The organism is Gillisella vitis (assembly GCF_021559775.1).
Lineage (GTDB): Bacteria > Pseudomonadota > Alphaproteobacteria > Rhizobiales > Rhizobiaceae > Allorhizobium > Allorhizobium ampelinum.
The window spans coordinates 2776776-2803272 of record NZ_CP056047.1 but is presented as its reverse complement, the minus strand read 5'-3'; the positions used below and the strand labels follow the sequence as shown (position 1 = coordinate 2803272).

Sequence of the window (26497 nt, the reverse complement as noted above, 5' to 3'; positions counted from 1 at the left end):
AGGAGCAGGGCTCTTGGCTCTCACCACAACACAAGCATCTGCCGGTCGCAGGCGCGACCGGCAGTTAAGACGTTTAAAGGCAGTTGCGGGATTTTTCGTGACTGTTGCGACGACTTATCTCGGTCTTCTGGCGGTCACGTTCTTCATTGGTCGGGTGATCCCGATTGATCCGGTCCTTGCTGTTCTGGGGGATCGAGCACCGCAGGCGGTCGTCGAACAGACGCGCCGGGCAATGGGGCTGGATCAACCGCTCTATTACCAGTTCTTCGTCTATCTAAAACAGGTGCTCTCGGGCGATTTTGGCACATCGGTTCTGACAACCAATCCTGTCATGACCGATATCGGCCGGTTTTTTCCGGCAACTGTTGAGCTTGCCACGGTCGGTACGATCATCGGCGCGGTGATTGGCCTTCCCTTAGGCGTTCTGGCCGCAGTCAAGCGCGGCAGCCTTGCGGACCAGATTGTCCGTGTCATCGGTTTGATCGGCTATTCCGTGCCAATCTTCTGGCTCGGCCTTTTGGCGCTGCTGTTTTTCTATGCCAAGCTGCAATGGGTGGCCTATCCCGGGCGGATGGACGTGGTCTATGAATATGACCTGATACCCGTCACCGGCTTTTACCTGTTGGATGCCGCCATGGCGGGCCAATGGGAGATCCTCTGGGATCTGTTTCGCCATATCATCCTGCCCGGCGCACTGCTCGGCTATTTCTCACTTGCCTATATCAGCCGAATGACCCGCTCTTTCATGCTCAACGAACTGTCGCAGGAATATATCGTTGCGGCTCGCGCCAAGGGCCTGTCCGAAAGCCGGATCATCTGGTTCCACGCCTTGCGCAATGCCGCTGTGCCGCTGTTGACGGTGATTGCCCTGTCCTATGCCGGTCTTCTGGAAGGCTCGGTGCTAACAGAGACGATCTTCTCCTGGCCGGGCATCGGCCTCTACATCACCAATTCGCTGCAAAATGCCGATATGAATGCGGTGCTGGGCGGAACCATCATTATCGGTTCCGTGTTCATCGCCATCAACATCCTGTCGGATCTCCTTTACAAGACCCTTGACCCGAGGACGCGCAGCCGATGATGACGCCCTCAGATAATATGTCCCTTCGTGAGTGGCTGCTGTCGGACCGGCCCCAATCGCGCCGGCAGGCAAGGCTTGGTCGCGCCTATGTCATCTGGCGGCAGTTTTCCGCCAATCGGCTGGCGCTGCTGGGGCTTGGCATCATTATCGCGCTCATTCTGGTTGCCGCCTTCGCCAATCTGCTCGCCACCCACAATCCGGTACAGGGCGATCTTGCCAATGCAAGGTTAATGGCGCCCGGTACCGGAGGTTTCTGGCTCGGCAGCGACGATCAGGGACGCGATATCTATTCCCGGCTGATCTACGGGTCGCGGCTGACATTGATGGTTGTGGTGCTGGTGGCCATTATTGCGGCACCCATAGGCCTGTTGGTCGGCACGGTGGCCGGTTACGCGGGCGGCTGGGTCGATGCGGTGCTGATGCGGTTGACCGATATTTTCCTGGCCTTTCCGAAGCTCGTTCTGGCATTGGCGCTGGTGGCAGCGCTTGGTCCCGGTATCGAAAACGCCATTCTGGCGATTGCCGTCACCTCCTGGCCGCCTTATGCGCGCATCGCCCGGGCCGAAACGCTGACGGTTCGCAATTCCGATTATATCTCTGCCGTCAAGCTGATGGGCGCTTCGCCCTTTCGCATTGTGCTGCGCCATATCATGCCGCTCTGTCTGTCCTCGCTGATCGTCCGCGTCACGCTGGATATGGCGGGCATTATCCTGACGGCTGCCGGTCTCGGTTTCCTGGGCCTTGGCGCCCAACCGCCCCTGCCGGAATGGGGGGCGATGATTGCCGATGGCCGCCGCTTCATTCTGGATCAATGGTGGGTTGCCGCCATGCCGGGCTTTGCCATCCTGATCGTCAGCCTCGGCTTCAACCTGCTGGGCGATGGCCTGCGCGATGCGCTGGACCCGAAGGAGGCCGGCCAATGAGCGCCTTGTTGACGGTGGACAATCTCAAGGTCAGTTTTCCGACCCGCACGGGTCTGGTGGAAGCCGTGCGCGGCGTGTCCTTCACGCTGGGCAAGGAGCGACTCGGTATTGTCGGCGAATCCGGCTCCGGCAAATCCCAGACCGGGCGGGCGATCATGGGTCTCACCCCCGCCCATGCACGGATCACCGCCGATCACTTGCATTTCGGCGATACGGATCTGCTGGCGATTTCGGCATCCAAGCGCCGGGCACTGCGCGGCAAGCGGATGGCGATGATCCTTCAGGACCCCAAATATTCGCTGAACCCTGTCATGCCGATTGGCAAACAGATCGTCGAGACGCTGTTGACCCATGAACGGATGACGGGAAAGCAAGCCCGGCAAAGGGCGCTGGCCATGCTGGAAGCGGTGCAGATCCGCGATCCCGAACGGGTGTTCAAGCTTTACCCGCACGAAGTTTCCGGCGGCATGGGCCAGCGGGTGATGATCGCCATGATGCTGGTCTGCGGGCCGGAACTGCTGATTGCCGATGAGCCGACCTCGGCGCTGGATGTGACGGTGCAGCTGGAAGTGCTCGATATTCTCGACATGCTGGTGCGTGAGCGCGGCATGGGGCTGATTTTCGTCAGTCATGATTTGCGGCTGGTCTCCTCCTTCTGCGACCGGGTGCTGGTGATGTATGCGGGCCGGGTTGTCGAGGAACTGAATGCGGCCAACCTGTCCGAGGCCAAACATCCCTATACCCAGGGCCTGCTGAATTGCCTGCCGCGCCTGGAAGGCAACCAGCATCCGCTGCCGGTCTTGCAGCGTCAGGTGGAGTGGGCGCAATGAGCAAGGCCCTGATTGTTGAAGAAATGGGCGTGCGCTTTGATGAGTTTCTGGCGCTGGACGGTGTCAGCATCGCCGTTGAGCAGGGCGAGAGCTTTGGTCTGGTCGGGGAATCCGGTTCGGGAAAATCAACGCTGCTGCGGGCGATTGCCGGGCTGAATACCTTTGAGAGTGGCAAGCTGACTGTCGATGGCAAGAGCTATGACAGCAGGCAGCGCGACAAGGCCTTCTACCGCACTGTGCAGATGGTGTTCCAGGACCCTTACGGCTCGCTGCATCCGCGCCAGACGGTAGACCGGTTGCTGCTGGAGCCTTTGGCCGTGCATGGATTGTCCGATGTCGATAGCCGGATTGCCCGCGCTCTGGATGAGGTTGGTCTCGGTTCCGGCTTCCGCTTCCGGTTTTCCCACCAGCTCTCCGGCGGCCAGCGCCAGCGCATCGCCATTGCCCGCGCCTTGATCGTTGAGCCGAAAATCCTGCTGCTGGATGAGCCAACCTCAGCGCTCGACGCCTCGATCCAGGCGGAAATCCTCAATCTCCTCGAACAGGCCCGCAAGGATCGCGGCTTGACCTTCCTGATGGTCAGCCACGATCTGGCTGTAATCAGCCATATGTGCGACCGGCTGGCGGTGATGCGCACCGGGCAGGTAGTGGAAGTCATGGATGTCGAAGCGCTACGCCGTCGTGATGTGCAGGCAGATTATACACGGCAATTGATGGTGGCGAGTGAGGGGTTTCGGCGCAAAAGCTGACCATCACCCAACCCGCACCCCTTCGCGCCAGAGCTGTTTGATGAACGGATGGCCGCCATGCTGGCCAATTTGCAAGAGGTCGGCGCGCTTGCCCGGCGCGATCTCGCCGCGGTCGTTGAGACCGGCGGCTTCTGCCGGGGTCTTGCTGACCATGCGGATCGCGGCGGGCAGGTCGTAGGCGAGATCCGGATCGGCGGCGATGGCGAAGGGCGCGTCCAGCAAGGCGCGCGGTACATAATCGGAGGCCAGAATATCGCAAAGGCCTTCGAGCAGCAGGTCTCGCACCGCGATATTGCCGGATTGTGAGCCGCCGCGCACGATATTCGGTGCGCCGCCGACGATTTGCATGCCACGTTTGCGGGCTTCGCGGGCGGCCTCCAGCGTGCAGGGAAATTCGCTGATCGATACGCCTTCGTCAGCGGCGAGATCGACATGCTCGATATCGGTATCGTCATGGCTGAGCAGCGGCTTGTTGTGGCGCTTGGCGATATCCACCACCTGTGGGCGGATGCGGTTGCCAATGGCCTGTTTGGCGGTGATCAGGTCCGCAACCCGTGCCGTGGTCACAGCAAGGGCTTCGCCACGCAATTTCGCGACCTTGGCCAGATAGGTGTCGAGATCTCGCGTCTGGCGGATGCCGGGCAGGTGCTCCATGACAGAGACGACGCGCACCAGAGCATGGCCAATATTGGCTTCCATCAGTGCAGGCGTTTGTTCATCGATCACTTCGCAGCGCAGATGCACGAAATGCTCGGCCCGCAACATGCCAGCACCTTGTGCCTTTTCCAGCGCTTCAATCATCGGCCGCAGGATTTCAGCCCGCTCGCTGCCGTCTTCCGCTGCGCCGACGCAGAGACTGTCGAACACGGTGGTAATGCCAGCGCCGATGATTTGCGCGTCATGGGCAAGGGCTGCCGTCGTATAGTTCCAGCGGACATGGTGGCGGGGAAAGACATGCTTTTCGAAATGGTCGGTGTGGATATCGACGAGGCCTGGGATCAGCATGTCGCCATCAAGGTCGATGGCGTCGCTGGCATGGGTTAACGGGCCGATGGCGATGATCTGGCCGTTTTCAATTTCCACCGTGCCGGTCTGTATGCGGTCGGCAAGGATAATGGCGGCATTGGTCAGGATCAGGCGTTTCGAAGGTGTCTTACCGCTCATGTCCATCCCGATCTCTCCGCTTTTTATTCCACATAGCATGGTTCAGGCGATTCGAGCCGTGCCGCAACAGGCGCGGTGTAAATCTCTGTGATGACCGTTCTATGTCAGCGGAGTAAAATCAGACAGCCAGATCACGCCAGGCCAGCTGGGCATCGTCGTAAGGCAGAGCTTGCGCTTCATAAACGCCACGGGCGATGGCGCGGGCCATGGTGAGGGTGGCGAGATGGCAAAGGTCCATGAAACTGGCAAGGTCCGGCAGCGGCTTTTCGCCGGTGGCGGCGGCAAACACCGTATCGCCATCGGCAGGCAGATGAGCAGGCAGCAGAGCCCGCGCCAACCCGTCATGGGCCATGATCGACAGGCGGTGGCATTCCGCCTTGGTCAGTTCAGCATCGGTGATAATTACGCCAATGGTGGTGGCAATCGGGTCGCGGCCCTTGAGGCGCAATGCGCTATCATCAGAGCTGAAAGAGGAGGGCATGCCGAGACCGCCGAATTCACCGTCTTGCTCGAAAGGTGCGGCCCAGAAATGTCGTGACGAACCGATCGTTGCGCTGCCGAGTGCATTGACGGCAACCAAGGCCGCCACGGTATGGCCACTGGCAGAGACGGCGCTGGCCGAACCGAGCCCGCCCTTGACCGTCGCGGTGGTGGCCCCTGTTCCAGCACCGATTGTTCCTAGCGCGAAGCGGCCTGTACTGCGGGCCTTGAAAGCCTCATAGCCCATTTCGCGGTAGGGGGAATGAAGGCCCCAGTCCTTGTTGCCCCCATTCAGCAGATCCATCAGGATTGCCTGCGGCACGATGGGGACGTTCATATCACCGACTGGAAAACCCTGACCAAGCTGGCGCAGGCCCGCCTGCACGCCGCCCGCTGCATCCAGCCCAAAGGCGGAACCGCCCGACAGGACCAGCGCATTGACCTGCGTGACCAGCGACAGAGACGGATCGAGCAAACCCGTTTCACGCCCACCCGGCGCACCGCCCAGCACCGAGCCGGATGCGGTGGCCGGTTGATCGAAGACGATGACAGTCACCCCGGAGCCGAGCGCCAGATCGGTGGCATGACCGACCGAAAGACCGGTAACATCCGTCAGCAGGTTGAGAGGGCCGGGCTTCATGCGGGATGCTCCTTCGGATTGTGTTGCGGACGACTTGATTTCAATCAAGGACGCACCGGCAAAGGCCAGTAAGTTTGACGCATAAGCGTTATACTCTGAAAGCGCTCGTAACAAGTTTATACAGTGAATTTAGTGCCTTACGGTTTGACCGATCGTTGGATTCCCGCGCTGTCGGCCCCTTTTTCGAGATTTGAGCTGTCCATGCAGAAGCCCCAGAAATTCGCCCTTGCCTTCGTTGTCGTTTTGCTTGCCGCATCCGGCGGCACCTATGCCTATTTGAAATTCGGACGAGCCGATACGCTGTCGTCAGGCATCGTCACGGGCAATGGCCGGATTGAGGCGACCGAGGTTGATATTGCCAGCAAAAGCGCAGGCCGGCTGGTCTCCGTCGAAGTCGGCGAGGGCGATTTGGTCACCAAGGGCCAAGTGCTGGCGCATATGGATACGGTGGAACTGCAAAGCCAGTTGCGCGCCGCAAAGGCCAAGATCGCCGAAGCCGAACAGAGCCGCGATGCTTCGGCTTTCAAATTGTCTCAGGCACAAAGCCAGCTCGATCTGGCCGAAAAGGATCTGGAGCGCAAGCTGGTCCTGCTCGGCAAGGGTTTCGTTTCCGATCAGGCGGTTGACAGTCAGCGGCTGACCCGTGACAGCGACAAGGCGGCGGTCTCGGCGGCCGAGAGCACGTTAAACAGCGTGCAGGCGACCATCGACAATGCCAAGGCGGAGGCCGACCGCATTGCCCAGACCGTCGCCGATGCGACGCTGACGGCGCCGAAGGACGGGCGGGTGCTTTACCGGCTCGCGGAGCCGGGCGAGGTACTGGCGGCAGGCGGCAAGGTGCTGACAGTTCTCGATCTGTCAGATGTTTATATGACGATCTATCTTCCGTCTGCCGACGCCGCGAAAACCGCAATCGGGGCGGAGGGCCGTATCCTGCTCGATATTCTGCCGGACCGGGCCATTCCCGGAACGGTATCCTTCGTCTCGCCGCAGGCGCAATATACGCCGAAACAGGTGGAAATCCGCAGCGAGCGCGACCGATTGATGTTCCGTGTCAAGATCAGCGCACCGAAGGAACTGGTGAAGCAATATCTGCCGCTCGTGAAAACCGGGATCACCGGTCTTGGCTATGTGAAGACCGATGCGACCGCGGTCTGGCCGGATCGGCTGCAATCCGATCTGACGACAGCACCTCTCGACCCTTCGGCTTCGAATACCCAACCTTCCGCCAATAAGCCGTAAGCGGGGCAGCTATGGAAAACGCTGTCGAACTGGCAGGCCTGTCCCATTTCTACGGCAAGCGCCGGGCCTTAAGCGCCATCGACCTTGCTATCGAGGCCGGATCGCGGGTGGCCCTGGTCGGGCCGGACGGAGTGGGAAAATCCACGCTTCTGGCGCTGCTGGCGGGCGCAAAAAAAATCCAGCAAGGCCGGATCACGGCGCTTGGGGCGGATATGGCGAGAGCCGGTGCGCGCAATGCCGTGCAGCCGCGCATTGCCTATATGCCGCAGGGCCTGGGCCGCAACCTCTATCCGAACCTGACGGTTGTCGAGAATATCGACTTCTTCGGCCGGCTGTTCGGGCAGGGTGCGACGGAACGGGCCGGGCGCATCGACCGGCTGCTGAAGGCGACCGGGCTCGATCCGTTCGGTGACCGGCTGATGGGCAAGCTGTCGGGCGGCATGAAGCAGAAGCTCGGCCTGTGCTGCGCCCTGGTGCATGATCCCGATCTCCTGCTGCTCGATGAGCCGACGACCGGTGTCGATCCCTTGTCGCGACGGCAGTTCTGGGACCTGGTGGAGAGCATCCAGGCCTCGCGGCCCGGCCTGACCATTATCACTGCCACGTCAGATATGGAGGAGGCGAGCCGTTTCCAGCGCGTGGTTCTGGTGCACGATGGCCGGATCCTGGCGGATGGCACCTGCGAGACCCTGCTGCAACAAACCGGGCGGCAAACCCTGGAACAGGCTTTCATTGCGCTTTTGCCGGATGCGGCAAAACAGGGCTATGGCGATCCGCCGCCCAGGCTTGCTTTCGTGGATCGGGGCGAGGTTGCCATCGAGGCTAAGGAACTGACCCGGTCATTCGGAGCTTTTACCGCTGTCGATCATGTCAGCTTCCGCATTCCCAAGGGCGAAATTTTCGGCTTCCTCGGTTCGAATGGCTGTGGGAAATCCACCACCATGAAAATGCTGGCCGGGCTTTTGCCAGCCAGCAGTGGCGAGGCGCGGCTGTTTGGCCAATCGGTCGATGCCAAGACGGGTGCCGGCGATGTCGATGCCCGCCGTCGGGTCGGTTACATGTCGCAGGGCTTTTCGTTGTATGCTGAATTGACGGTGCAGCAGAATCTCAACCTGCATGCGGCGATTTTCGACCTGACCGGGGAAGCGGCCAAGGCGCGGATCGAGACCGTGGCACAGCAGTTCGGTCTTCAGCCCTATTTACAGTTCCTGTCGAGCGATCTGCTGCTCGGGGTGCGCCAGCGCCTGCAACTGGCCGTGGCGCTGATCCACCAGCCGGATATCCTGATCCTCGACGAACCGACATCCGGCGTCGATCCGCTGGCGCGTGACGGGTTCTGGAATGATCTGGTTGAACAATCGCGGCAAAACGGCGTGACGATTTTCGTCTCCACCCATTTCATGGCCGAAGCCGAGCGTTGCGACCGGATCGCCTTCATGCATGCAGGCAAGGTGATTGCCAGCGGCACCCCGCAGGAGCTGAAGGAGCAGACCGGCAGCGCAAGCCTCGACGATGCCTTCGTCGCCTTTATGAAGGCGGGAGGGCGGCAGGAAAACCTGACTGATGCAGCAACCCAGCCGCAGGCCGGTACCGCAACGGTGGCAGAGAACGCTGCCGGAGCCTTGGTGCGCAAGGGGTTTTCGCCTGCCCGGCTCCTGGCCTATGCGCGGCGTGAGGCGATGGAGCTGATGCGCGACAAGATCCGGCTTGGTTTCGCCCTGGCTGGCACGGCGCTGCTGATGCTGATTTTCGGCTACGGCCTGACGCTTGATGTCGACCATCTGCGGTTTGCGGTGCTCGACCGCGACCAGAGCGCCGAGAGCCGGGCCTATATCGATGCCTATTCGGCCTCCACCGCCTTCACCCTGCAACCTGCGATCTCAGACGAAGCCGGGATGCTGTCGCGGTTGAAGGCCAATGACATTATGCTGGCGCTTGATATACCCGAGAAATTCGGCGCTGATCTGCGGGCCGGCAAGCGGCCGAACGTGCTGGCCATGTTGGACGGCGCCATGCCGTTCCGTGGGGAGACGGCGCTCGGCTATGTCTCCGGTGCCCATCAGCGGTTCTTGCAGGAGATTGTCCGTCAGTCTGGAGGAACGATCCGGTCGGTGGCTGGCGTGGAAATGCGCTATCGCTACAACCAGGCTTTTCTCAGCCTGAATGCCATGGTGCCAGCGGTGATCGCCTTGCTGCTGGTGTTCATTCCCTCGATCCTGACGGCGCTTGGCGTCGTCTCGGAAAAGGAAATGGGATCGATCAGCAATCTCTACGTGACGCCGGTCACCAAGCTGGAATTTCTGCTGGGCAAGCAATTGCCCTATGTGGCCATCGGCTTCATCAACTTCCTGATGATGTTCCTGCTGTCCGTCTGGTTGTTCGGCGTGCCGTTGAAAGGCTCTCTTGCCGGTCTATCGGTGGCCGCTTTTGTCTATGTGCTGGCGACGACCTCAATCGGTATTTTAAGTTCGACCTTCACCTCAACCCAGGTGGCGGCCCTGTTCGTCACCGCCATCGGCACGATGATGCCCGGCACGCAGTTTTCCGGCCTGTTGCAGCCGGTGTCGTCGCTGCAGGGCATGGGCCACGCCATCGGCCTGGTGTTTCCCACCACCTATTTCATGCGCGCCAGCGTCGGAGCTTTCACCAAGGGGCTGGGCTTTGTTGAGCTAATGGGCTTCGTCTGGCCGCTGGCCCTGTTCTGGATGGGCGCCATCGGGCTTGGCTGGTCGCTGCTGCGCAAGCAGGAAAGGTAAGGGATATGGATCTTCGCACGGTGTTTGCCCTGTTTCGTAAGGAACTGATCGGGCTTTTGCGCGACAAGGTGCTGATGGCCATGGTCATCTATGCCTTCAGCCTGGCGATCTATACCCAGGCGACCGGTCTTTCCCACGATCTGCGCAATGCGACGCTGGCCGTAGTGGACCGGGACATGTCGCAATTGTCGTCTTCCATTCTCGACGGATTGATGCCGCCGCGCTTTCAAAAGCCCGTGGCCATCGCGCCCCAGGATATCGACCGCGCGATGGACCAGGCGCGCTACACCTTTGTGCTGGATATTCCCGAACGGTTCGAGGCTGATGTTTTGGCCGGGCGTAGCCCCTCCGTCCAGCTGCTGATCGACGCGACCGCGCTGATGCAGGCGGGGGTGGGCTCCAGCACCATCCAGCAGATCGTCAGCCAGCAGGTCGGGCTTTATGCCCAGCGTGTCGGCGTCTCAAGCAGTCAGGCGGTGACGGTGGAAACACGGCTCGCCTTCAATCAATCGCTGAATTCGGATTGGTTTTCCGGCACGATGGCGCTGATCAACAATATCACCATGCTGGCCATCCTGCTGGCAGGCGCCGCTCTGGTGCGCGAACGGGAACATTGGACGCTTGAACATCTGCTGGTCATGCCGGTCAGGCCTGTCGAAATCATGGTCAGCAAGCTTGCCGCCAATGGTCTGGTTATTCTGGTCATGACGCTGTTTGCCATCGTCACCGTGTTGGTCAAGGTGCTCGGCATGCACATTACCGGCTCACTGACGCTCTATATGGCGGGCGTGGCGCTCTACCTGTTCTTCGTCACCTCGTTCGGGCTGTTTTTAGGGACGCTGGCCCGCAGCATGCCGCAACTGGCGCTGCTGTTCATCCTCACCGCTTTACCGATGAATATCCTGTCAGGTGGGTTCACCCCGCTGGAAAGCCAGCCGCAATGGCTGCAAAACGCCATGCAGGTCTCACCTTCGACCCATTTCGTTGCCTTTTCACAGGCCATTCTCTATCGCGGCGCGGGCTTCGATGTGGTCTGGCCGCAATTTACCGCGACGCTTGGCATCGGGCTGGTGTTTTTCCTGTTCAGCCTTAGCCGGTTCCGGACGTTCATCGCCGTGCAGCAGTGAATGAACGTCCTGACCGGATAAAAGATCAGCGCTTCATAGAGCGCGGATCGAGCGCATCACGAATACCATCGCCGATATAGTTGACGCTGAGGACGGTGAGCGAAATCGCCAGACCTGGCCAGATGGCGCGGGCCGGGGTGATTTGTAGGAAGTTCACACCGTCATAGAGCAATCGACCCCAGGTCGGGAAGTCGGAGGGGAAGCCGAGGCCGAGAAAGCTGAGGGCCGATTCCGTTATGATCGCCGAGGCGATGCCGAGCGTTGCCGAGACCATGACGGAGCTGAGCACATTGGGGACGATATGCTTGAGAATCACCCGGTATTCCCGCATGCCGCTGGCTTTGGCGGCCAGCACGAATTCCTGGTTCTTCACCGTCAGTACATCGCCGCGCACGATGCGGGCGGTGTGCATCCAGCTGGTAATGCCGATGACGAAGACGATCAGGATGAAAATCCCGGCTTCCGGGCCGAAAGCGGCGCGCAGCACATCGCGAAACAGCATGGTGATGACCAGCAGCAGCGGCAGGATCGGTAGAGCCAGGAATAGATCGGTGATGCGCATCAACGGCCCGTCGATCCGCTTGAAATAGCCGGAGAGCACGCCGATCAGTGTACCGACGAACAGCGAAATCAGCATGGCCACCATGCCAACCGCCAGCGAGATTTGCCCGCCGGCCAGAACCTGCGCAAACAGATCATGGCCGAGATTGTCGGTGCCGAAGGGATGGACCCAGGACGGTCCCTGGTTCTTGTCGCGGATATTCAGCTTGTTTGGATCGACGCGGTGGATCAAAGGCCCGACATAGACGGCCAGAACGATCAGCACGAAGACGACAAGGCCGATCACCCCGCCGGTATGGCGGCGGAACTGCCCCCAAAGCTGGGCACTGAAGGATTGCGAGCGGTCGGCTTTGGCCTGGGTGGTGAGGGGTGCATCAGTCATAGCGGATCCTCGGATCGAGAATGCCGTACAACACGTCGGCAATAAGATTGAAGAGTACGATCAGCACGGCGAAGATGAAGGTCAGCGTCTGCACCAGCGGCAAGTCGCCGCTTTGGATGGCGGTGATCAGCAATTGGCCAAGACCGTTGACCCGGAAAATCTGCTCGGTGATGATCGCGCCGGAAAAGATCGTCGGTACGCCCAGCGCAATCACTGTTACAACCGGGATCAGGCTGTTGCGCAGCACATGCACCAGCAACACGGTCTTTTCCTTGACGCCCTTGGCTCGTGCGGTACGCACATAGTCCTGATGCAGATTATCAAGCATGGAAGCGCGCACGAAACGGCTGATCTGCGAGGTATTATAGAGCGTTAGCACCATGACCGGCAGCACCATCTGCTTGACCTGGGCAACGAAGCTTGTCCAGTCCACGACTTGCAGATTGGTATCGTAGACCGATGGGAACCAATGCAGGGTCGAGGAGAAGATCACGATCAGCAGCACGCCGGTAAAGAAGGTCGGCACGGAGTAACCAACCATAGAGACGAAGGTGCCAATCTGATCGAAGATCGAATATTGCTTGTAGGCCGAGATGACGCCAAGCGGAATGGCCAGCAATACGCCGAACACATAGGACAGGCCGACAACCCAAAGCGTCTGCGGCATGCGCTGGACGATCAGGTCAACGACGGGGCTGCGGGTGGTCCAGGACAGGACTCGCAGACGCTGGCCGGAACCCACGGTCAGGCCGGTGATCTGCTCGAAAATATTCAGCGGCTCATTGATGAAGAACTGCTTCAGCCACAGGAAGAAGCGGACGATCATCGGCTGGTCGAGGCCAAGGGCGGCACGCATCTGTTCGCGCACTTCCGGCGGGATCGTCAGCGGCAAATCGCCGAGCGGATTGTTGGGCGCCATCGCCAGCAGCGCGAAAATGATGAAGCTGATGATCAGCAGGGTCGGGATGGCAAACAGCAATCGCCGGATCGTATAGGTAAACATTATTTTTTATATCTCCGGGCGCGCCAGGGAGGAGAGATGAAGCTGGAACGGGGCGTCGGCGCCCAAGGGGGTGCCGACAACCGCCAGCTCACCGGACCCGCGTCATGCGGGTCCGGCAAGGCGCTTGTTACTTGGCGCGCGACCAGTCGGCGATGTTCCACAACTCGCTGTCCCAGCCGGTCATCTTGATGCCCTGGAGACTTGCGGCGAAGGCCGAAGGCTGACCGCGATAGACGAGCGGCAGATGCGCGCCGGCTTCCGTCAGCATGTCATTGAGCTTTTTGACGATCTCGACGCGTTCTTCGATCTTGGCGGTCTGGGAAAGCTTGGTGACGAGTGCATCATAGGCTGGATCGCAATAGCGCGGCATGTTCTGGCCCTGCCAGCCGTTTGCCGGGCTTGGGATCTTGTCGCACATCCATTCGGCCATATAGGCTTCCGGGTCGGTGCCGTCGAAATTGTTGGTGTACATTTCCACGTCGGCGTAGAATTTCTGGAACGTGTCCGGGCTGGACGGATCGCCGCCGAAGAATACCGAGGCAGACACATTGCGCAGTTCAGCGCCAACGCCGATCTGCGACCACATATCCTTAACCAGCGCCTGGGTGCCCTGGCGGACGGAATTGGTCGAGGTCAGGTAGAGGAAGTTCAGTTTGACGCCGTTCTTGGCGCGGATGCCGTCAGAGCCCTTTTTCCAGCCAGCATCGTCCAGCAGCTTGTTGGCGCCGTCGATATCCTGCTTCAGGCACCAGTCATTGGTGGTGGAGACATAGATATCCGGGCCGGGGACGATGTTGCAGGTCGGCTTGCCAGCGAGGCCGTAGCCCGCCTCGACAATCACGTCGCGGTCGATGGCCATGGACAGCGCCTTGCGCACAGCCGGGTCCGACAGGGACGGATGCGGGCCGCCTTCCTTGGTGGAGCGTTTGTCGCCAAGTGCCGGATCGGCATTGGTGAAGTTGAGGTTGATACGCTCGACCTGGCTGCCGAAAGCGGTGATGATCTTGCCTTTGCCGGCGGCTTCCATGGTTGCCAGCACTTCAGGCTCGACCTGCATGTTCCAGGCATAGTCGTATTCGCCAGTTTCCATCACGGCACGGGCCGCTGACAGCGCATCGCCGCCGCCTTTCAGCGTTGCGGTTGCAAAGGCGGGCTTGGCCGGATCGCGGTAGTTTTCATTGGCCGTGAAGGTGATCACGTCGTTCGGCTTGAATTCCTTGACCTTAAAGGGGCCGGTGCCGATAGGGGCAAAGTTGGCAGCCGTGCATTCCGGCGCCTTGGGGCCGAGGCAATCCTTGAACTGGGCCTTCTGGATGATCGGCGCCTGCGAGCCGACAAAAGCCGAATAGGGATAGGGCTTTGGCGAGGTGAATGTGACCTTGATGGTCTGCGGATCAATCGCTTCGACGCTCTTTACACCATCATATTTCTGCTTCTGGGCGCAACCGCCGCCATCTGCCGTGCAATATTGCCAGGTGAAGATCACGTCATCGGCGGTAACCGGCGTGCCATCCGACCATTTGATGCCGTTCGACAATTTCCAGGTGATGCTGGTCAGATCCTTGGAGACGCCGCCGTTTTCTACAGTTGGGATGCTGTCAACCAGCTTGGGAACCAGTTCGCCCTTCTCATCAAAGCCCGCCAGAGGCTCAATGACGATGGAGGATGCATATTGCTCCTTGGTGCCGCCGGACAGATAAATGTTCATGGTGGACACGGCCTGCCAGAAAAGCATCTTCAAATCGCCGTCACTGCCGCGCTGGGCCATGGCTGGCGCGCCCGTCATCATCAATGACGCGACGGATGCCGCCAGAATGAACCGGATGTTACGCATGGTTTGCTGTTCCCTTGTTAATCTCGTGAACGAGAGTTTTCTTCTGGCAGCGCATGCAAGGACGCTGCCAATTTTCCCCATTGCCTTAATGGCATTGAATTTAAAGAGTATATGGCCCTGATCCCTCTGGGCCTGGTCGGATTGCCTGTCCTGATGATTGGTTTGCCCAAATTTTGGGCTATAAAATCACAAGCTTATTTTTCATTCAAGATGGAAAATGCGGGACCGTGTATCAACTGTGGATAGGGCGTGAGCCAAAGTGCCATTCAGCGGCAAGGGCCTTCAGACATGCTGGCGTCAATCGCGCCAGCATGTCGCGTATCAATATGCGCTTCTTATAATGGATCTTACTTGCTACGGGTCCAATCCGCAACATTCCACAACTGTGAATCCCAGGGATTGAGTTTTGCACCCTTCAGCGTGTTCGAGATGGCCGAGGGCTCGCCGCGATTGACCAGCGGAATGACTAGGCCGTCATTGACGATCATGTCATTCAATGTGCGGACCAGTTCGGCGCGTTTTTCGGTGCCGGAGGTCCTGCGCAGCTCGCTCAGCAGCTTGTCATAGGCCGGATCGCAGTAGCGGGCGATGTTCTCACCCTGCCAGTTATTGGCGGGAGTGGGGATTTTTTCGCAGGTGAAGCCACCCATGAATTTCTCAGGATCGGTACTTTCAAAGCCGCTGGCATACATTTGCACGTCGGCATAGAACTTCTGGTAAGTGTCAGGGCTGGCTGGATCGCCGCCGAAGAACACCGAAGCGGAGACATTGCGCAATTCGGTTTCGACCCCGATCTGTGACCACATGTCCTTGACCAGAACCTGCGTGCCCTGGCGCACCGAATTGGTGGTGGTCAGGAACAGAAAGGACAGCTTTCGACCGTCTTTTGCGCGGATGCCGTCGGGGCCTTTTTTCCAGCCTGCTTCGTCCAGCAGCGTGTTGGCTCCGTCCAGGTCCTGCTTTCCGCACCAGGTCTTGGCCTTAGAGGCGAAAATATCCGGGGCCGGGATGATGTTACAGGTCGGCTGGCCGGCAGCGCCATAGCCTGCCTCAACGATCACATCGCGGTCGATGGCGAGCGCCAGCGCCCGGCGTACTCTAGGGTCTGATAGGGCTGGATGCGGACCGGCCTCCTTGGTGGAGCGTTTGGCGCCGAGAGCCGCATCGACGGCATAGGGGTTGAGTTGGATTCGCTCGACCGTGGAGCTGAAGGCCGAGGTCATGGTGCCCTTGCCAGCTTTCAGCATGGATTCTGTCACTTCAGGTTCCACCACCGTATTCCAGGCAAAATCATATTCGCCGGTTTCCAGCACGGCGCGGGCCGCCGACATCGCATCGCCGCCACCTTTCAGGGTGATGCTCGCAAAAGCTGGCTTGGCCGGATCGCGGTAGCGCGGGTTGGCGTCAAACAGCACGACGTCATTGGCTTTGAAATCTCTGACGACGAAGGGTCCGGTGCCGTGCGGCTTGAAATTGGCCTCGGTGCATTGTGGGGCTTTCTCGCCCAGGCAGTCCTTGAACTGGGATTGCTGGATAATTGGCGAGAGTTGGCCGACAAAGGCGCTGTAGGGAAAGGGTTTGGGGGCGTCGAACGTCACCTTCACGGTCAGTGGATCGATGGCCTCCACCGATTTCACCCCGTCGAACTTGGCCGCCTGGGCGCAGCCGCCGCCGGGCGCCATGCAATATTTCCAGGTGAACACCACGTCATCGGCGCTGACAGTACCGCCGTCCGACCAGGTCAGGCCCGGTTTCAATTTCCAGGTGATCGAGGTCATGTCCTTGGAGATGCCGCCGTTGTCAACAGTGGGAATCTCAGCGGCGAGCCGGGTGAACAGATTGCCCTGCTCGTCAAAGCCGGCCAGCGGCTCGATCACCATCGAGGCGGCATAGACTTCCTTGCTGCCGCCCGACAGATAGGGATTGAGGTTGGAAACGGCCTGCCAGAACAGGATCTTTACGTCGCCATCCGTGCCGCGTGCGGCTATGGCAGGGGTACTGACAAGTGCGCCCGTCGCTGCGAAAATGGCGGCTGCCGATAGCGCCTTTAAGGGCCTGTTATACGTCATGGTTGCCGTGTCCTGCTTTGGTTGAGATGATCGCATTGCTTCGCAGCACGGCGCCCAGAGTCAAGAACGCAGAGGTTTAATCTACCAACATAATAGATGGGATGATGGAGCGCCTTCGCATCCGGACGTGGCCCGGAGTAGTGGTCTGACTAAGTTTTGAGCCATTGCCATTTCAGGCTATTTTTTGTTCATTCATTGCATTTGCGACTTGCAAAACGCTAAAGTTGATGAACAGTATGCCATCGAAAACCGGATGGGAACAGCAAAAAGAGGTCATTCATGCCCATTTTGAACCGTGCCAGCGCCTTGCAGGAAGAGGTCGCAGGCTGGCGGCGCCATTTGCATCAGACACCGGAGCTGTTGTTCGACGTGCATCAGACAGCCGCTTTTGTCACGCAGAAGCTGAAGGAATTCGGCTGCGACGTGGTGGAAACCGGCATTGGCAGAACGGGTGTCGTTGGCATCATCAAGGGCAATCGCGGCGAGGGTACCACCATTGGCATGCGTGCCGACATGGATGCCTTGCCGATCACCGAGATCACGGGCGCGCCCTGGGCTTCGACGGTGCCGGGCAAGATGCATGCCTGCGGCCATGACGGCCACACCGCCATGCTGCTGGGGGCGGCGAAGCACCTGGCTGAGACCCGCAACTTTGCGGGTTCGGTCGCAGTGATCTTCCAGCCGGCGGAAGAAGGCGGCGGCGGTGGTCTTGCCATGGTGCAGGACGGAATGATGGAGAAATTCGGCATTTCCCAGGTGTTCGGCATGCACAATGCGCCGGGCGTGCCGCTTGGCGATTTCGCCATTCGCAAGGGCTCGCTGATGGCGGCGTCCGATACGTTCGAGATTGCCATCAAGGGCAAGGGCAGCCATGCCGCCCAGCCGCATATGTCGGTCGATCCGGTCCTGGTTTCGGCGCATGTGATCATTGCCTTACAATCGATTGTGTCGCGCGGCGTCGATCCACTGGAATCGCTGGTTATCAGCGTCACCACCACCCATGGTGGCGATGCCTATAACGTCATTCCGATGGATGTGACACTGACCGGAACCGTGCGCACCCTGTTGCCGCAGATCCGCGATTTTGCCGAAAAGCGCGTGCAGGAAGTGGCAAGCGCCACGGCCATGGCGCATGGCGCTATCGCCGAAGTGCATTATCACCGGGGCTATCCGGTCACTTTCAATCACGCCGAAGAGACGGAGTTTGCCGCCTCGGTTGCCGCCAAGATTTCCGGTGAAAACCGGGTGAAGACCGATATGGCGCCGAAAATGGGCGCCGAGGACTTTTCCTATATGCTGGAAAGCCGTCCGGGCGCCTTCATTTTCTTAGGGGTCGGCGATACCGCCAATCTGCACCACCCGGCCTATGACTTCAATGACGAGGCCATTCCTTATGGCATCAGCTATTGGGTGGAATTGGCCGAAACCGGTTTGGCAGCCTGACTTAGTGTTTGTCGCGGTGGATCAATAATAAAGTGCCTCGGTCGTGAGATCGAGGCCGAAAACAGGGGAAAACGGGCCTATGGCTGAAGATCTCACCACTCAGGGCGCAATTCAGGGCGGGCATGTCCAGCCGGTTCTGTCGGTGCGCAATCTGACCACCTCGTTTCGGATCGGCGACCAGTGGTCTTCCGTGGTGCGCAACATGAGCTTCGATGTCGCGCCGCGTGAGACCGTCGCCATTGTCGGCGAATCCGGCTCGGGCAAGAGTGTGACATCCCTGTCGATCATGCAATTGCTGCCGAAGAATTTCAGCCGGATCGAGGGCAGCATCAAGCTGAACGGTCGTGAATTGCTGACGCTGGCGCCGGAAGAGATGCGCCGGGTGCGCGGCAATGATATTGCGATGATCTTCCAGGAGCCGATGACCAGCCTCAACCCGATCTTCCCGATTGGTAAGCAGATCGCCGAGGCCATTCTATGCCACCGCGATATTTCCAGGGCAGAGGCGAAATCCGAAGTGATCCGGCTGTTGGAAAAGGTCCGTATTCCCAATGCGAAAAGCCGGTTCGACGAATTCCCCCACCAGTTTTCCGGTGGCATGCGCCAGCGCGTGATGATCGCCATGGCGCTGGCCACCAAGCCGAAACTGTTGATCGCCGACGAGCCGACCACGGCGCTGGATGTTACCATCCAGGGCCAGATCCTCGACCTGATCAAGGTCCTGCAGGAAGAAGAGGGCATGTCGGTGCTGTTCATCACCCATGATATGGGGGTTGTGGCAGAGGTGTCCGACCGCACCATCGTGATGTTCCGGGGAGAAATGGTCGAAGGCGGCACGACGGACGATATTTTCAACCGCGGCCAGCATCCCTATACGCGGGCATTGCTGTCGGCGGTGCCGAAACTCGGTTCGATGAATGGCCATGCCTTGCCGATGCGCTTCCCGGTGATCGACATCAAGACCGGTGACACTCTGGTCGAAGAGGCGGAAGTCGGCGCCCTCGACATGGTGCCGCGCCCGATCCTCGAAGTGAAAAACCTGACGACACGCTTTGCTATCCGTTCGGGACTGCTGGGGCGTAAATCCGGCGCTGTGCATGCGGTAGAAAATGTCAGCTTCGATCTCAGGCCCGGCGAGACCCTGTCGCTGGTCGGTGAATCCGGTTGCGGCAAGTCGACGACGGGCCGCTCGATTACCCGGCTGATCGAGCCGAGCAGCGGCACGATTGCGCTCGATGGTTATAATGTCATGTCGCTCGACAGTAGCACCCTGCGCAAGATGCGCCGCAGCATCCAGATGGTGTTTCAGGACCCGTTTGCCAGCCTTGATCCGCGTATGTCGGTGGGTACCGCGGTGATGGAGCCGTTTCTGGAGCATAACCTCGGCACCAAGGCACAGGCGCGCGAAAAGGCTGCCGATCTGTTGCAGCGCGTCGGCCTCAGCGCCGATATGATGCGCCGCTATCCGCATGAGTTTTCCGGCGGCCAGCGCCAGCGCGTCGCCATTGCCCGTTCGCTGATGCTCGATCCGAAAGTGATCGTCGCCGACGAGGCGGTGTCGGCGCTTGATGTCTCGATCAAGGCCCAGGTCTGCAACCTGCTGCTTGATTTGCAGGAAAGCTTCAATCTCGCCTATCTGTTCATTTCCCATGACATGGCCGTGGTGGAGCGCGTCAGCCACCGGGTGGCTGTGATGTATCTGGGTGAAATCGTTGAAATCGGCCCGCGCCAGGCGGTGTTCGACAATCCGCAGCATCCCTATACCAAAAAGCTGATCGCCGCGGTGCCGGTGCCCGATCCGGCGCGCCGCAACATCACCCGGCAAATGTCCACCGATGAAATCAAGAGCCCGGTCCGGCCCCTCGGCTATGAACCGCCAGCGCGCCATTACCGGGAGGTCTCGGCGGGACATCTGGTGCAGGAAACGGTGTAAGCGCCGCTGGTCCTTTCTCTATCGACCCTTGCGCTCGTCGCGGGGACTTTCCATATGCCGCTCGCGGCGGAGCGTTTTTCGGGTTCCGCATCGACCTTTGAGGAGCGGCAATGGATCAGAGAGTGGGCGGTGATGCTGAGCAGACGGAGGCCCTGCCGCTTTCGCAGATCCTGTTTCGGATTGCTGAGGATGAAACGCGGGCGCGGGTCTCGATTGGTGATATTTTCGAGGCGCTCGGCGACCGGGCTTTTGGCGCGTTGATCCTGATCTTCGCGCTCCCCAATATCGTGCCGACCCCGCCTGGTACATCCGCCATAACAGGCGCGCCTTTGGTCTTTCTGGCGGCGCAGTTGATGCTGGGCTGGCAGCCCTGGCTGCCCGGCTGGATCACCAAGCGCTCGCTGGCGCGGGCCGATTTTTCCGCCATCGTCGTCAGGATCGTACCCTGGCTTGCCCGGGGCGAGCGGCTGCTCAAGCCGCGCTTTGGCCTGCTGGTACACGGACCGGCGGAAAACATCCTAGGGATCATGGCTTTCATTCTGGCCATCATTCTCGCATTGCCCATCCCGCTCGGCAATATCCTGCCGGCCATTGCCCTCTCGCTGTTTGCTTTCGCGCTTCTGGAGAAGGACGGGCTTTACGCTCTCGCGGGCAGTGTGGTGTTTCTTCTGTCGATTGTGGTCGTCGCGGGCGTGATTGTGGCGCTCGGCAAGGCGGCCTTGTTGCTGTTCAGCATATCCTTTGGCTAAACCGAATTGCTTTGTATTGAGCCTTGCGCTGCCGGAATGGCCGTAACGTTTACCGGGGCGTGTCTCGCCATTCGTTTACGGCTTTTGGGTTGCTAATCGACCATATGGCAAGTTTCGCGACAGCTTCGCTTCCTATCTTTCCCCATGATCGCCGGTCGAGCGTATGTCGACTAAACGCTTTGTTGCTGACCTGCGTCGGCAATTACCACAATGGGGATTTGCCGTGGCAACGTCTAATAAGACAACGACTGTAAGCAGTCTTGATGGTTTAACTGGAACGAGTGCAACGGACATTATTCTCCTGACCGATCAGGTTTCTGGCGCTTACCTTGATCTTGGCGGTGGCAACGACAAGCTGATCCTCGGCAATTTTGATAACAACGTTACGCTGTCGAATGTCGAGTCCGTTTTGGGTGGCACCGGTGCAGACGAGATTTTCTACGATACTAAGACTACATCGGGTTACATCGACTTGGGCGCTGGCATCGACAGCCTGACCTTTTCGGACCTTGGCGTCACCGCAACCATCCTCAATGTGGAAACGATCGTCGCTGGCCAGGGCAATGACTATTTGACGATGAGCGCCCAGGCGCTCGGGACCTATATCGATCTCGGAACCGGTTCCGACCGGGTGATCCTCGGCAAATTCGATAATTCGCTTACCCTGATCGATGTTGAGACGGTTACCGGCAGTACCAAGTCCGATATCGTGATTATGGAGAATAAAAGCGGCGACCAGACGCGCCGCGTGGATCTCGGTTCCGGCAACGACTCTGTTAGTCTCGGCGATGGCGGCGGCACGGTCTATGTCTCCAATACCGAAACAATCGTGGCTGGCAGCGGCGACGACCGCATTCAGCTGAACAGCAAGGCTTCCAATTTCAGTATCGATGCCGGTGAAGGCGATGATACTGTCGTTCTCAGCAATTATACCAATAAGCTGACAATCTCAGGTGCCGAAAGCATCGTCGGATCGAGCGGAAGCGATCACGTCACGATCGGGAGTGCGTTCACTGGCGGATATGTTTCCTTGAATGGCGGCAATGATACGCTTGTTCTGGGAAATTACACCAATTCCGTCAGTGTCTACGGTGTCGAGACCATTTATGGTGGCTCGGGCAGCGATTTTATCTACATGCAGGAAGCCAAGTCCGGCGGCTTGATCGATCTCGGAGCCGGAGAAGATACCCTGGTCTTCAATGAGGACGGCGGCACGGCCACCTTGAAAAATGTCGAGAATATCATCGGCAGTGAAACCAAAGACTATATTATTTTCAAAACGCAGATAACCGGCGGCCTGATCGATCTGGACGACGATGGCGACCGCGTAACATTGGCCAAGTACAACAACAACGTCACGTTCGCCAATGTCGAAACCATTACCGGCGACAGTTCCAGCGACATCATCACGCTGACCACCGAACTGACCAAGGGCACGATCAATCTCAGCACTGGCATGGACAAGCTGACGCTGGCCGATGGTTCCAACACGATCAACATTTCCGGTGTCGAAACCCTGATCGGCGGCGATGGTGAAGATACGATCAATTTCTCGGTCGCCTCGACGGGTGGCGAAATCGATCTCAAGGGCGGCGATGATACATTGACGCTTACCGGCTCTGGACGAACCTTGACCATTTCCAACGTCGAGACAATTCTGGGCAGTTCCGCCAGCGAGCAGATCCTCTACAAGACCCTGTTGACCGGCAATCTGATCTCGCTTGGCTCCGGCTCCGACAAGCTCACGATGGGTGATTTTGATAATACCGTTTCCATCGCCGGGATTGAAACCATCGTCGGAGGCACCTTGACCGATCAAGTGTATATCACCAGCGCCATTACCGGCTCGCTGATCGATCTGGGTACCGGCGACGATACGCTGACCATCATGAAAGGCGGTACGGTCACGGCCCGCAATATCGAGAGCATCATCGGCGATGACGGCATCGACGTCGTCAAGTTTGATCGCGCCGCACAGGGCGTCTATCTCGACCTCGGTGCTGGCAATGACAGCGTCACCTTCGGCAATTTCAACAATACCGCGATGATTTTGAACGTCGAGACCATCAATGCCGGCACGTCCAGCGACGTCATCACGCTCGGCACCGACATTTCTGCCGGTACGATTGACCTCGGCAAGGGTCTCGATCAGCTGACGCTGAGTGACGAGGGCGGCACCCTGACGGCGGCCAATATCGAAACGATCATCGGTGGTGCGGCGGACGACGTCGTGACGGTTTCAGGAACCGTGACCATTGGCACGATCGATCTAGGTGCTGGTGACGATACGTTGACGGTCGGTGGCAGTGCGACCGTGACCGTGCAGAATGTCGAAACGCTGGTCGGCGGTAGCGGAACCCAGAAAATCATTCTTGCCAGTGGTTTCAAGGGCAGTATCGATCTTTCCGACGGTGTCGATACCATCATCATGGCTGATGTCAACGACGCTGACACGGCTGCCACGAAGAACCTCATCACGGTTTCCAATGTCGAAACCATCACCGGCGGTTCCGGTTCGGATACGGTCGTGATCGGCACGGTCGGCGGCGCGACGATGATCGATCTGGGTGGTGGCAACGATATCTTGAAATTCCAGGATAATGGCGGACAGGTAACGGCTGCCAATGTGGAGACGATCATCGGTGGTACCGGCGATGAAGTCATCCGGTTCAATGCGACGGTCACTGGCGTCAATATCGACCTTGGCGATGGCAATGACACCGTCATCTTTGGCAATTATGCCAATACGGCCATACTTGCCAATGTGGAAAGCATCTCTGGCGGCACCAACAGCGACGTGTTCACGCTGGCCTCCAGCACGACCGGCATGACCCTCAATCTCGGCAACGGTCTCGACAGCCTGACGCTGGCGGATGGAGGCGGAACGCTGACGGTCTCCAGTATCGAGACGATTATTGGCTCCGATGTCGATGACATTATTTCTCTCTCGGCCTATATGACCGGCGGCACGATTTCGCTTGGTGCCGGCAATGACCAGTTCATCATTGGCGATGTCGGTGGCACGGCGACGGTGAACGGCATCGAAACGGTGACCGGTGGTGCTGCCGCCGACCTTATCACCCTTGCCGAAGGTGCATCGGGCTATATCAATCTGGGGGCAGGTCAGGATGGCGTGATCTTCTCGGCATTCGGCAACACGGTGACCCTGTCGGGCGTCGAAACGGTGACCGGGGGTGAGAAAGACGATACTGTCGAGTTTTCAGACGCGATAACGGCAACCACGATCAAGCTTGGGGCCGGCAACGATGTTCTGCAAATGTCGGAACTGGGTGGCACCGTCACCGTCACCGGCGCGGAATCCATTCTCGGCGATGTCGGCAGCGACGTCATCACCCTTGGCGAACAGATTACGGATGGCTTTATCAATCTCAATGCTGGCAGTGACCGCCTGATCCTGTCTTCCGCCAACAATACGGTGACGGTGGAAAATATCGAAACGGTGACTGGCGGCTCGATGATCGACGACATCACCTTGTCTGGCGTCTATACCGGCGGCACGCTGGATCTGGGCAGCGGCAATGACCTGCTGACGTTCGGCGAATCCGGAACCGTGACGATCGCCAATGTCGAAACGGTGGTCGGGTCAACCGGCGACGATGTCCTGACTGTCAGCGGGTCGATCGGCGGGGCAACTCTTAATCTGGGGGATGGCCAGGATACCCTGAGCTGGAGCGCGGGCCTGACGGCAACGGTTTCCAACGTTGAGACGGTCAATGGCGGCTCCAATGCCGACATCATCACGCTGGCCACGCAATGGACCGGTGGGTTTATCGATCTGGGCGATGGTTCCGACAAGCTGACGCTGGCTGATACGACCAATACGGTGACGGTGGCGAATGCGGAAACCATCATCGGTCAGTCCCTGGCGGACTATATCGCCATCAACAGCAGCACCTATAGCGGCTATATTTCGCTGGGCGGCGGCACGGACGAAGTAAAGCTGGCGTCCTCTACAAGCACGGTAACAATCGTCGGTGTGGAGACGGTCACGGGTGGATCCGGCGACGACAAGGTGACATTGGGTGCTCAGGTGTCGGGCATCGAACTCAACCTGGCCGATGGCAACGACGTGGTCACGCTCGGCAATTATTCCAATATGATCAGCCTCTATAATGTCGAATCCGTCACCGGCGGCAGCAATACCGATGTGGTCTATATCAGGGACACGGAAATCTCCAACGGCCAGTATTTCTTGGGTACAGGCGCGGATTACCTGAGCTTTGAGAAAGCCGCGACCGCGACCGTCTCCAGTGTCGAAACCCTGGTCGGTTCTGCCTATGACGATACGATCACCATTTCCGGCCAGTATACCGGCGTGACGATTGATCTGAGCACGGGCTCGGACACGTTGACGCTCGGTTCCGCCTCGACGCTGACCACGGCCAATATCGAGTATATCACCGGCAGCACGGGGGCCGATTTGATCGTGCTGTCGGGCAGCACCAATACGACGGTGGACCTGGGGTCTGGCAATGACACGATCTATATGAGCAGCGGCTCTGATACAGTGACGGGTGGGGCCGGTTCCGACCTCTTCACCTTCACCTCCACGGACAAATCGAGTACCTCGAACCCGGACAAGATTACCGATTTCGTCAATGGTGAGGACAAGCTGGTGATCAGCGGGCTGAGCGGCACCTTCTCCTACCTTGGGACATCAACTAGCCTTTCGGCGAGTGGCAATTCGGAAGCCTATTTCGTCAATGATACGGCAACTCTGTTTGTCGATACCAATGGCGACGGGACGGTAGATATGCAGATGACCCTGTCGGGCAAGACGGCGGACAACATGTCGGGCAGCGACTTCCGCTGGAGCTCATAAGGTATTACTCCCGGCCCTGGGGTTCTGACCTGGGCCGGGCAACTGTCTGTGTACGAGCATTGCACGGCATCGAAAACCGGTTCCCAGTGTTCGCTTCGGTGTTGTATCGTGGCATTTCCACGAATCGGAGACCTGCAATGATTGAAGTTCCGGTGTCCTGGGGTGAGTTGATCGACAAGATCACCATTCTCCAGATCAAGGCAGAGCGGATCACGGACGAGGCCAAGCGCACCAATGTCGAGCGCGAGCTGTCCCTGCTCAATGAACGGCTGAAGCCGGTGGCCGCTCATCAGGGTGTCATCGCCATCAGCCGTGATCTTCTTGCTGTCAATACGGCGCTCTGGGAGATCGAGGACGATATCCGCGATTGCGAGCGCGACGGTGATTTCGGTCCGCGTTTCGTGTCTCTCGCTCGTTCGGTCTATGTCACCAATGACCGGCGCGCCGAGTTGAAGCGGCAGATCAATGTCGAGCTTGGCTCTGACATCATCGAGGAAAAGTCCTACAAGCCCTATGCTGCGGCCTGATTGACGGTGGCATGGGTCTTTGATTCATGTTTGGGACTCTTTGACCTTTAGGCGAGGATGCATGAGCATGTTTTCGCCTTGATATTAAGTGGCCGACGCGCCGATTTTGGGTAAAACAGGGCCATGATGGTTCGGTGTTCCTGGCCTTGGATCTGGCCCAT

General features: G+C 59.0%; 18 protein-coding genes. 12 read left to right on the top strand and 6 right to left on the bottom strand.

Annotated elements, in window-relative coordinates; all coding sequences use genetic code 11:
• Positions 1 to 13 precede the first annotated feature (13 nt).
• Genes AVCG78_RS13100 through AVCG78_RS13085 form a run of 4 tightly spaced genes read left to right on the top strand, consistent with a single transcriptional unit; the run spans position 14 to position 3583 of the window.
• Entirely contained in the window at positions 14 to 1081 is a 1068-nt protein-coding gene (locus AVCG78_RS13100; protein ID WP_071203888.1) for an ABC transporter permease, read from the top strand.
• Positions 1078 to 2004 carry an ABC transporter permease gene (locus AVCG78_RS13095; RefSeq protein ID WP_409065462.1) on the top strand — a complete coding sequence of 309 codons (927 nt, stop codon included), beginning with the start codon at positions 1078 to 1080 and terminating at the stop codon, positions 2002 to 2004. The genes AVCG78_RS13100 and AVCG78_RS13095 overlap by 4 nt, the downstream gene beginning before the upstream one ends.
• Positions 2001 to 2834 carry an ABC transporter ATP-binding protein gene (locus tag AVCG78_RS13090; RefSeq protein ID WP_071203886.1) on the top strand — a complete coding sequence of 278 codons (834 nt, stop codon included), beginning with the start codon at positions 2001 to 2003 and terminating at the stop codon, positions 2832 to 2834. The genes AVCG78_RS13095 and AVCG78_RS13090 overlap by 4 nt, the downstream gene beginning before the upstream one ends.
• The gene (locus AVCG78_RS13085) at positions 2831 to 3583 is read left to right on the top strand and encodes an ABC transporter ATP-binding protein (protein WP_071203884.1); all 753 of its coding nucleotides are present in this window, start codon (positions 2831 to 2833) and stop codon (positions 3581 to 3583) included. Before AVCG78_RS13090 ends, AVCG78_RS13085 begins: the two co-directional genes overlap by 4 nt.
• Before the next feature lie 3 nt (positions 3584 to 3586).
• Here AVCG78_RS13085 and AVCG78_RS13080 read toward each other — a convergent pair whose 3' ends face one another.
• Positions 3587 to 4753: an alpha-D-ribose 1-methylphosphonate 5-triphosphate diphosphatase gene (locus tag AVCG78_RS13080; protein ID WP_081355409.1), complete on the bottom strand. Its 1167-nt coding sequence runs from the start codon at positions 4751 to 4753 to the stop codon at positions 3587 to 3589.
• A 112-nt stretch (positions 4754 to 4865) separates the two neighbouring features.
• A complete protein-coding gene (locus AVCG78_RS13075; RefSeq protein WP_071203882.1) occupies positions 4866 to 5867 on the bottom strand; it encodes a P1 family peptidase in 1002 nt (333 codons plus the stop codon).
• A 201-nt stretch (positions 5868 to 6068) separates the two neighbouring features.
• Here AVCG78_RS13075 and AVCG78_RS13070 point away from each other — a divergent pair, with 201 nt between their 5' ends.
• From AVCG78_RS13070 to AVCG78_RS13060, 3 genes are read left to right on the top strand one after another with little or no spacing between them, the layout of a single operon-like run.
• A complete protein-coding gene (locus tag AVCG78_RS13070; RefSeq protein ID WP_071584941.1) occupies positions 6069 to 7109 on the top strand; it encodes an HlyD family secretion protein in 1041 nt (346 codons plus the stop codon).
• A gap of 11 nt (positions 7110 to 7120) precedes the next feature.
• Entirely contained in the window at positions 7121 to 9865 is a 2745-nt protein-coding gene (rbbA, locus tag AVCG78_RS13065; protein WP_071203880.1) for a ribosome-associated ATPase/putative transporter RbbA, read from the top strand.
• Positions 9866 to 9870: 5 nt separating this feature from the next.
• On the top strand, positions 9871 to 10992 hold the full coding sequence (locus AVCG78_RS13060) for an ABC transporter permease (RefSeq protein WP_071203878.1): 1122 nt from the start codon (positions 9871 to 9873) through the stop codon (positions 10990 to 10992).
• 25 nt (positions 10993 to 11017) lie between these two features.
• Here the strand turns inward: AVCG78_RS13060 and AVCG78_RS13055 are convergent, their stop codons facing one another.
• The 4 genes from AVCG78_RS13055 to AVCG78_RS13040 form a co-directional block, all read right to left on the bottom strand.
• Positions 11018 to 11935 carry an ABC transporter permease gene (locus tag AVCG78_RS13055; RefSeq protein WP_071584924.1) on the bottom strand — a complete coding sequence of 306 codons (918 nt, stop codon included), beginning with the start codon at positions 11933 to 11935 and terminating at the stop codon, positions 11018 to 11020.
• Positions 11928 to 12938, bottom strand: coding sequence for an ABC transporter permease (locus AVCG78_RS13050; protein ID WP_015917205.1), 1011 nt, complete (start codon positions 12936 to 12938; stop codon positions 11928 to 11930). The genes AVCG78_RS13055 and AVCG78_RS13050 overlap by 8 nt, the downstream gene beginning before the upstream one ends.
• Before the next feature lie 127 nt (positions 12939 to 13065).
• Positions 13066 to 14772 (bottom strand): peptide ABC transporter substrate-binding protein, encoded by a 1707-nt coding sequence (locus AVCG78_RS13045; RefSeq protein ID WP_071584923.1) that lies wholly within the window; start codon positions 14770 to 14772, stop codon positions 13066 to 13068.
• A gap of 347 nt (positions 14773 to 15119) precedes the next feature.
• Complete coding sequence (locus AVCG78_RS13040; protein ID WP_071203935.1) at positions 15120 to 16841, bottom strand: peptide ABC transporter substrate-binding protein; 1722 nt, start codon at positions 16839 to 16841, stop codon at positions 15120 to 15122.
• A 279-nt stretch (positions 16842 to 17120) separates the two neighbouring features.
• On the opposite strand from AVCG78_RS13040, the gene AVCG78_RS13035 reads away from it, so the two are divergent.
• From AVCG78_RS13035 to AVCG78_RS13015, 5 genes are all read left to right on the top strand, one after another.
• Positions 17121 to 18284 (top strand): M20 aminoacylase family protein, encoded by a 1164-nt coding sequence (locus AVCG78_RS13035; RefSeq protein WP_071203869.1) that lies wholly within the window; start codon positions 17121 to 17123, stop codon positions 18282 to 18284.
• A gap of 79 nt (positions 18285 to 18363) precedes the next feature.
• A complete protein-coding gene (locus tag AVCG78_RS13030) occupies positions 18364 to 20217 on the top strand; it encodes an ABC transporter ATP-binding protein (protein ID WP_071203868.1) in 1854 nt (617 codons plus the stop codon).
• A 110-nt stretch (positions 20218 to 20327) separates the two neighbouring features.
• Positions 20328 to 20966 carry an exopolysaccharide biosynthesis protein gene (locus tag AVCG78_RS13025; protein ID WP_071203866.1) on the top strand — a complete coding sequence of 213 codons (639 nt, stop codon included), beginning with the start codon at positions 20328 to 20330 and terminating at the stop codon, positions 20964 to 20966.
• A gap of 223 nt (positions 20967 to 21189) precedes the next feature.
• Complete coding sequence (locus AVCG78_RS13020) at positions 21190 to 25809, top strand: beta strand repeat-containing protein (RefSeq protein ID WP_071584922.1); 4620 nt, start codon at positions 21190 to 21192, stop codon at positions 25807 to 25809.
• 137 nt (positions 25810 to 25946) lie between these two features.
• A complete protein-coding gene (locus tag AVCG78_RS13015) occupies positions 25947 to 26336 on the top strand; it encodes a DUF6165 family protein (RefSeq protein WP_071203862.1) in 390 nt (129 codons plus the stop codon).
• Positions 26337 to 26497 lie beyond the last annotated feature (161 nt).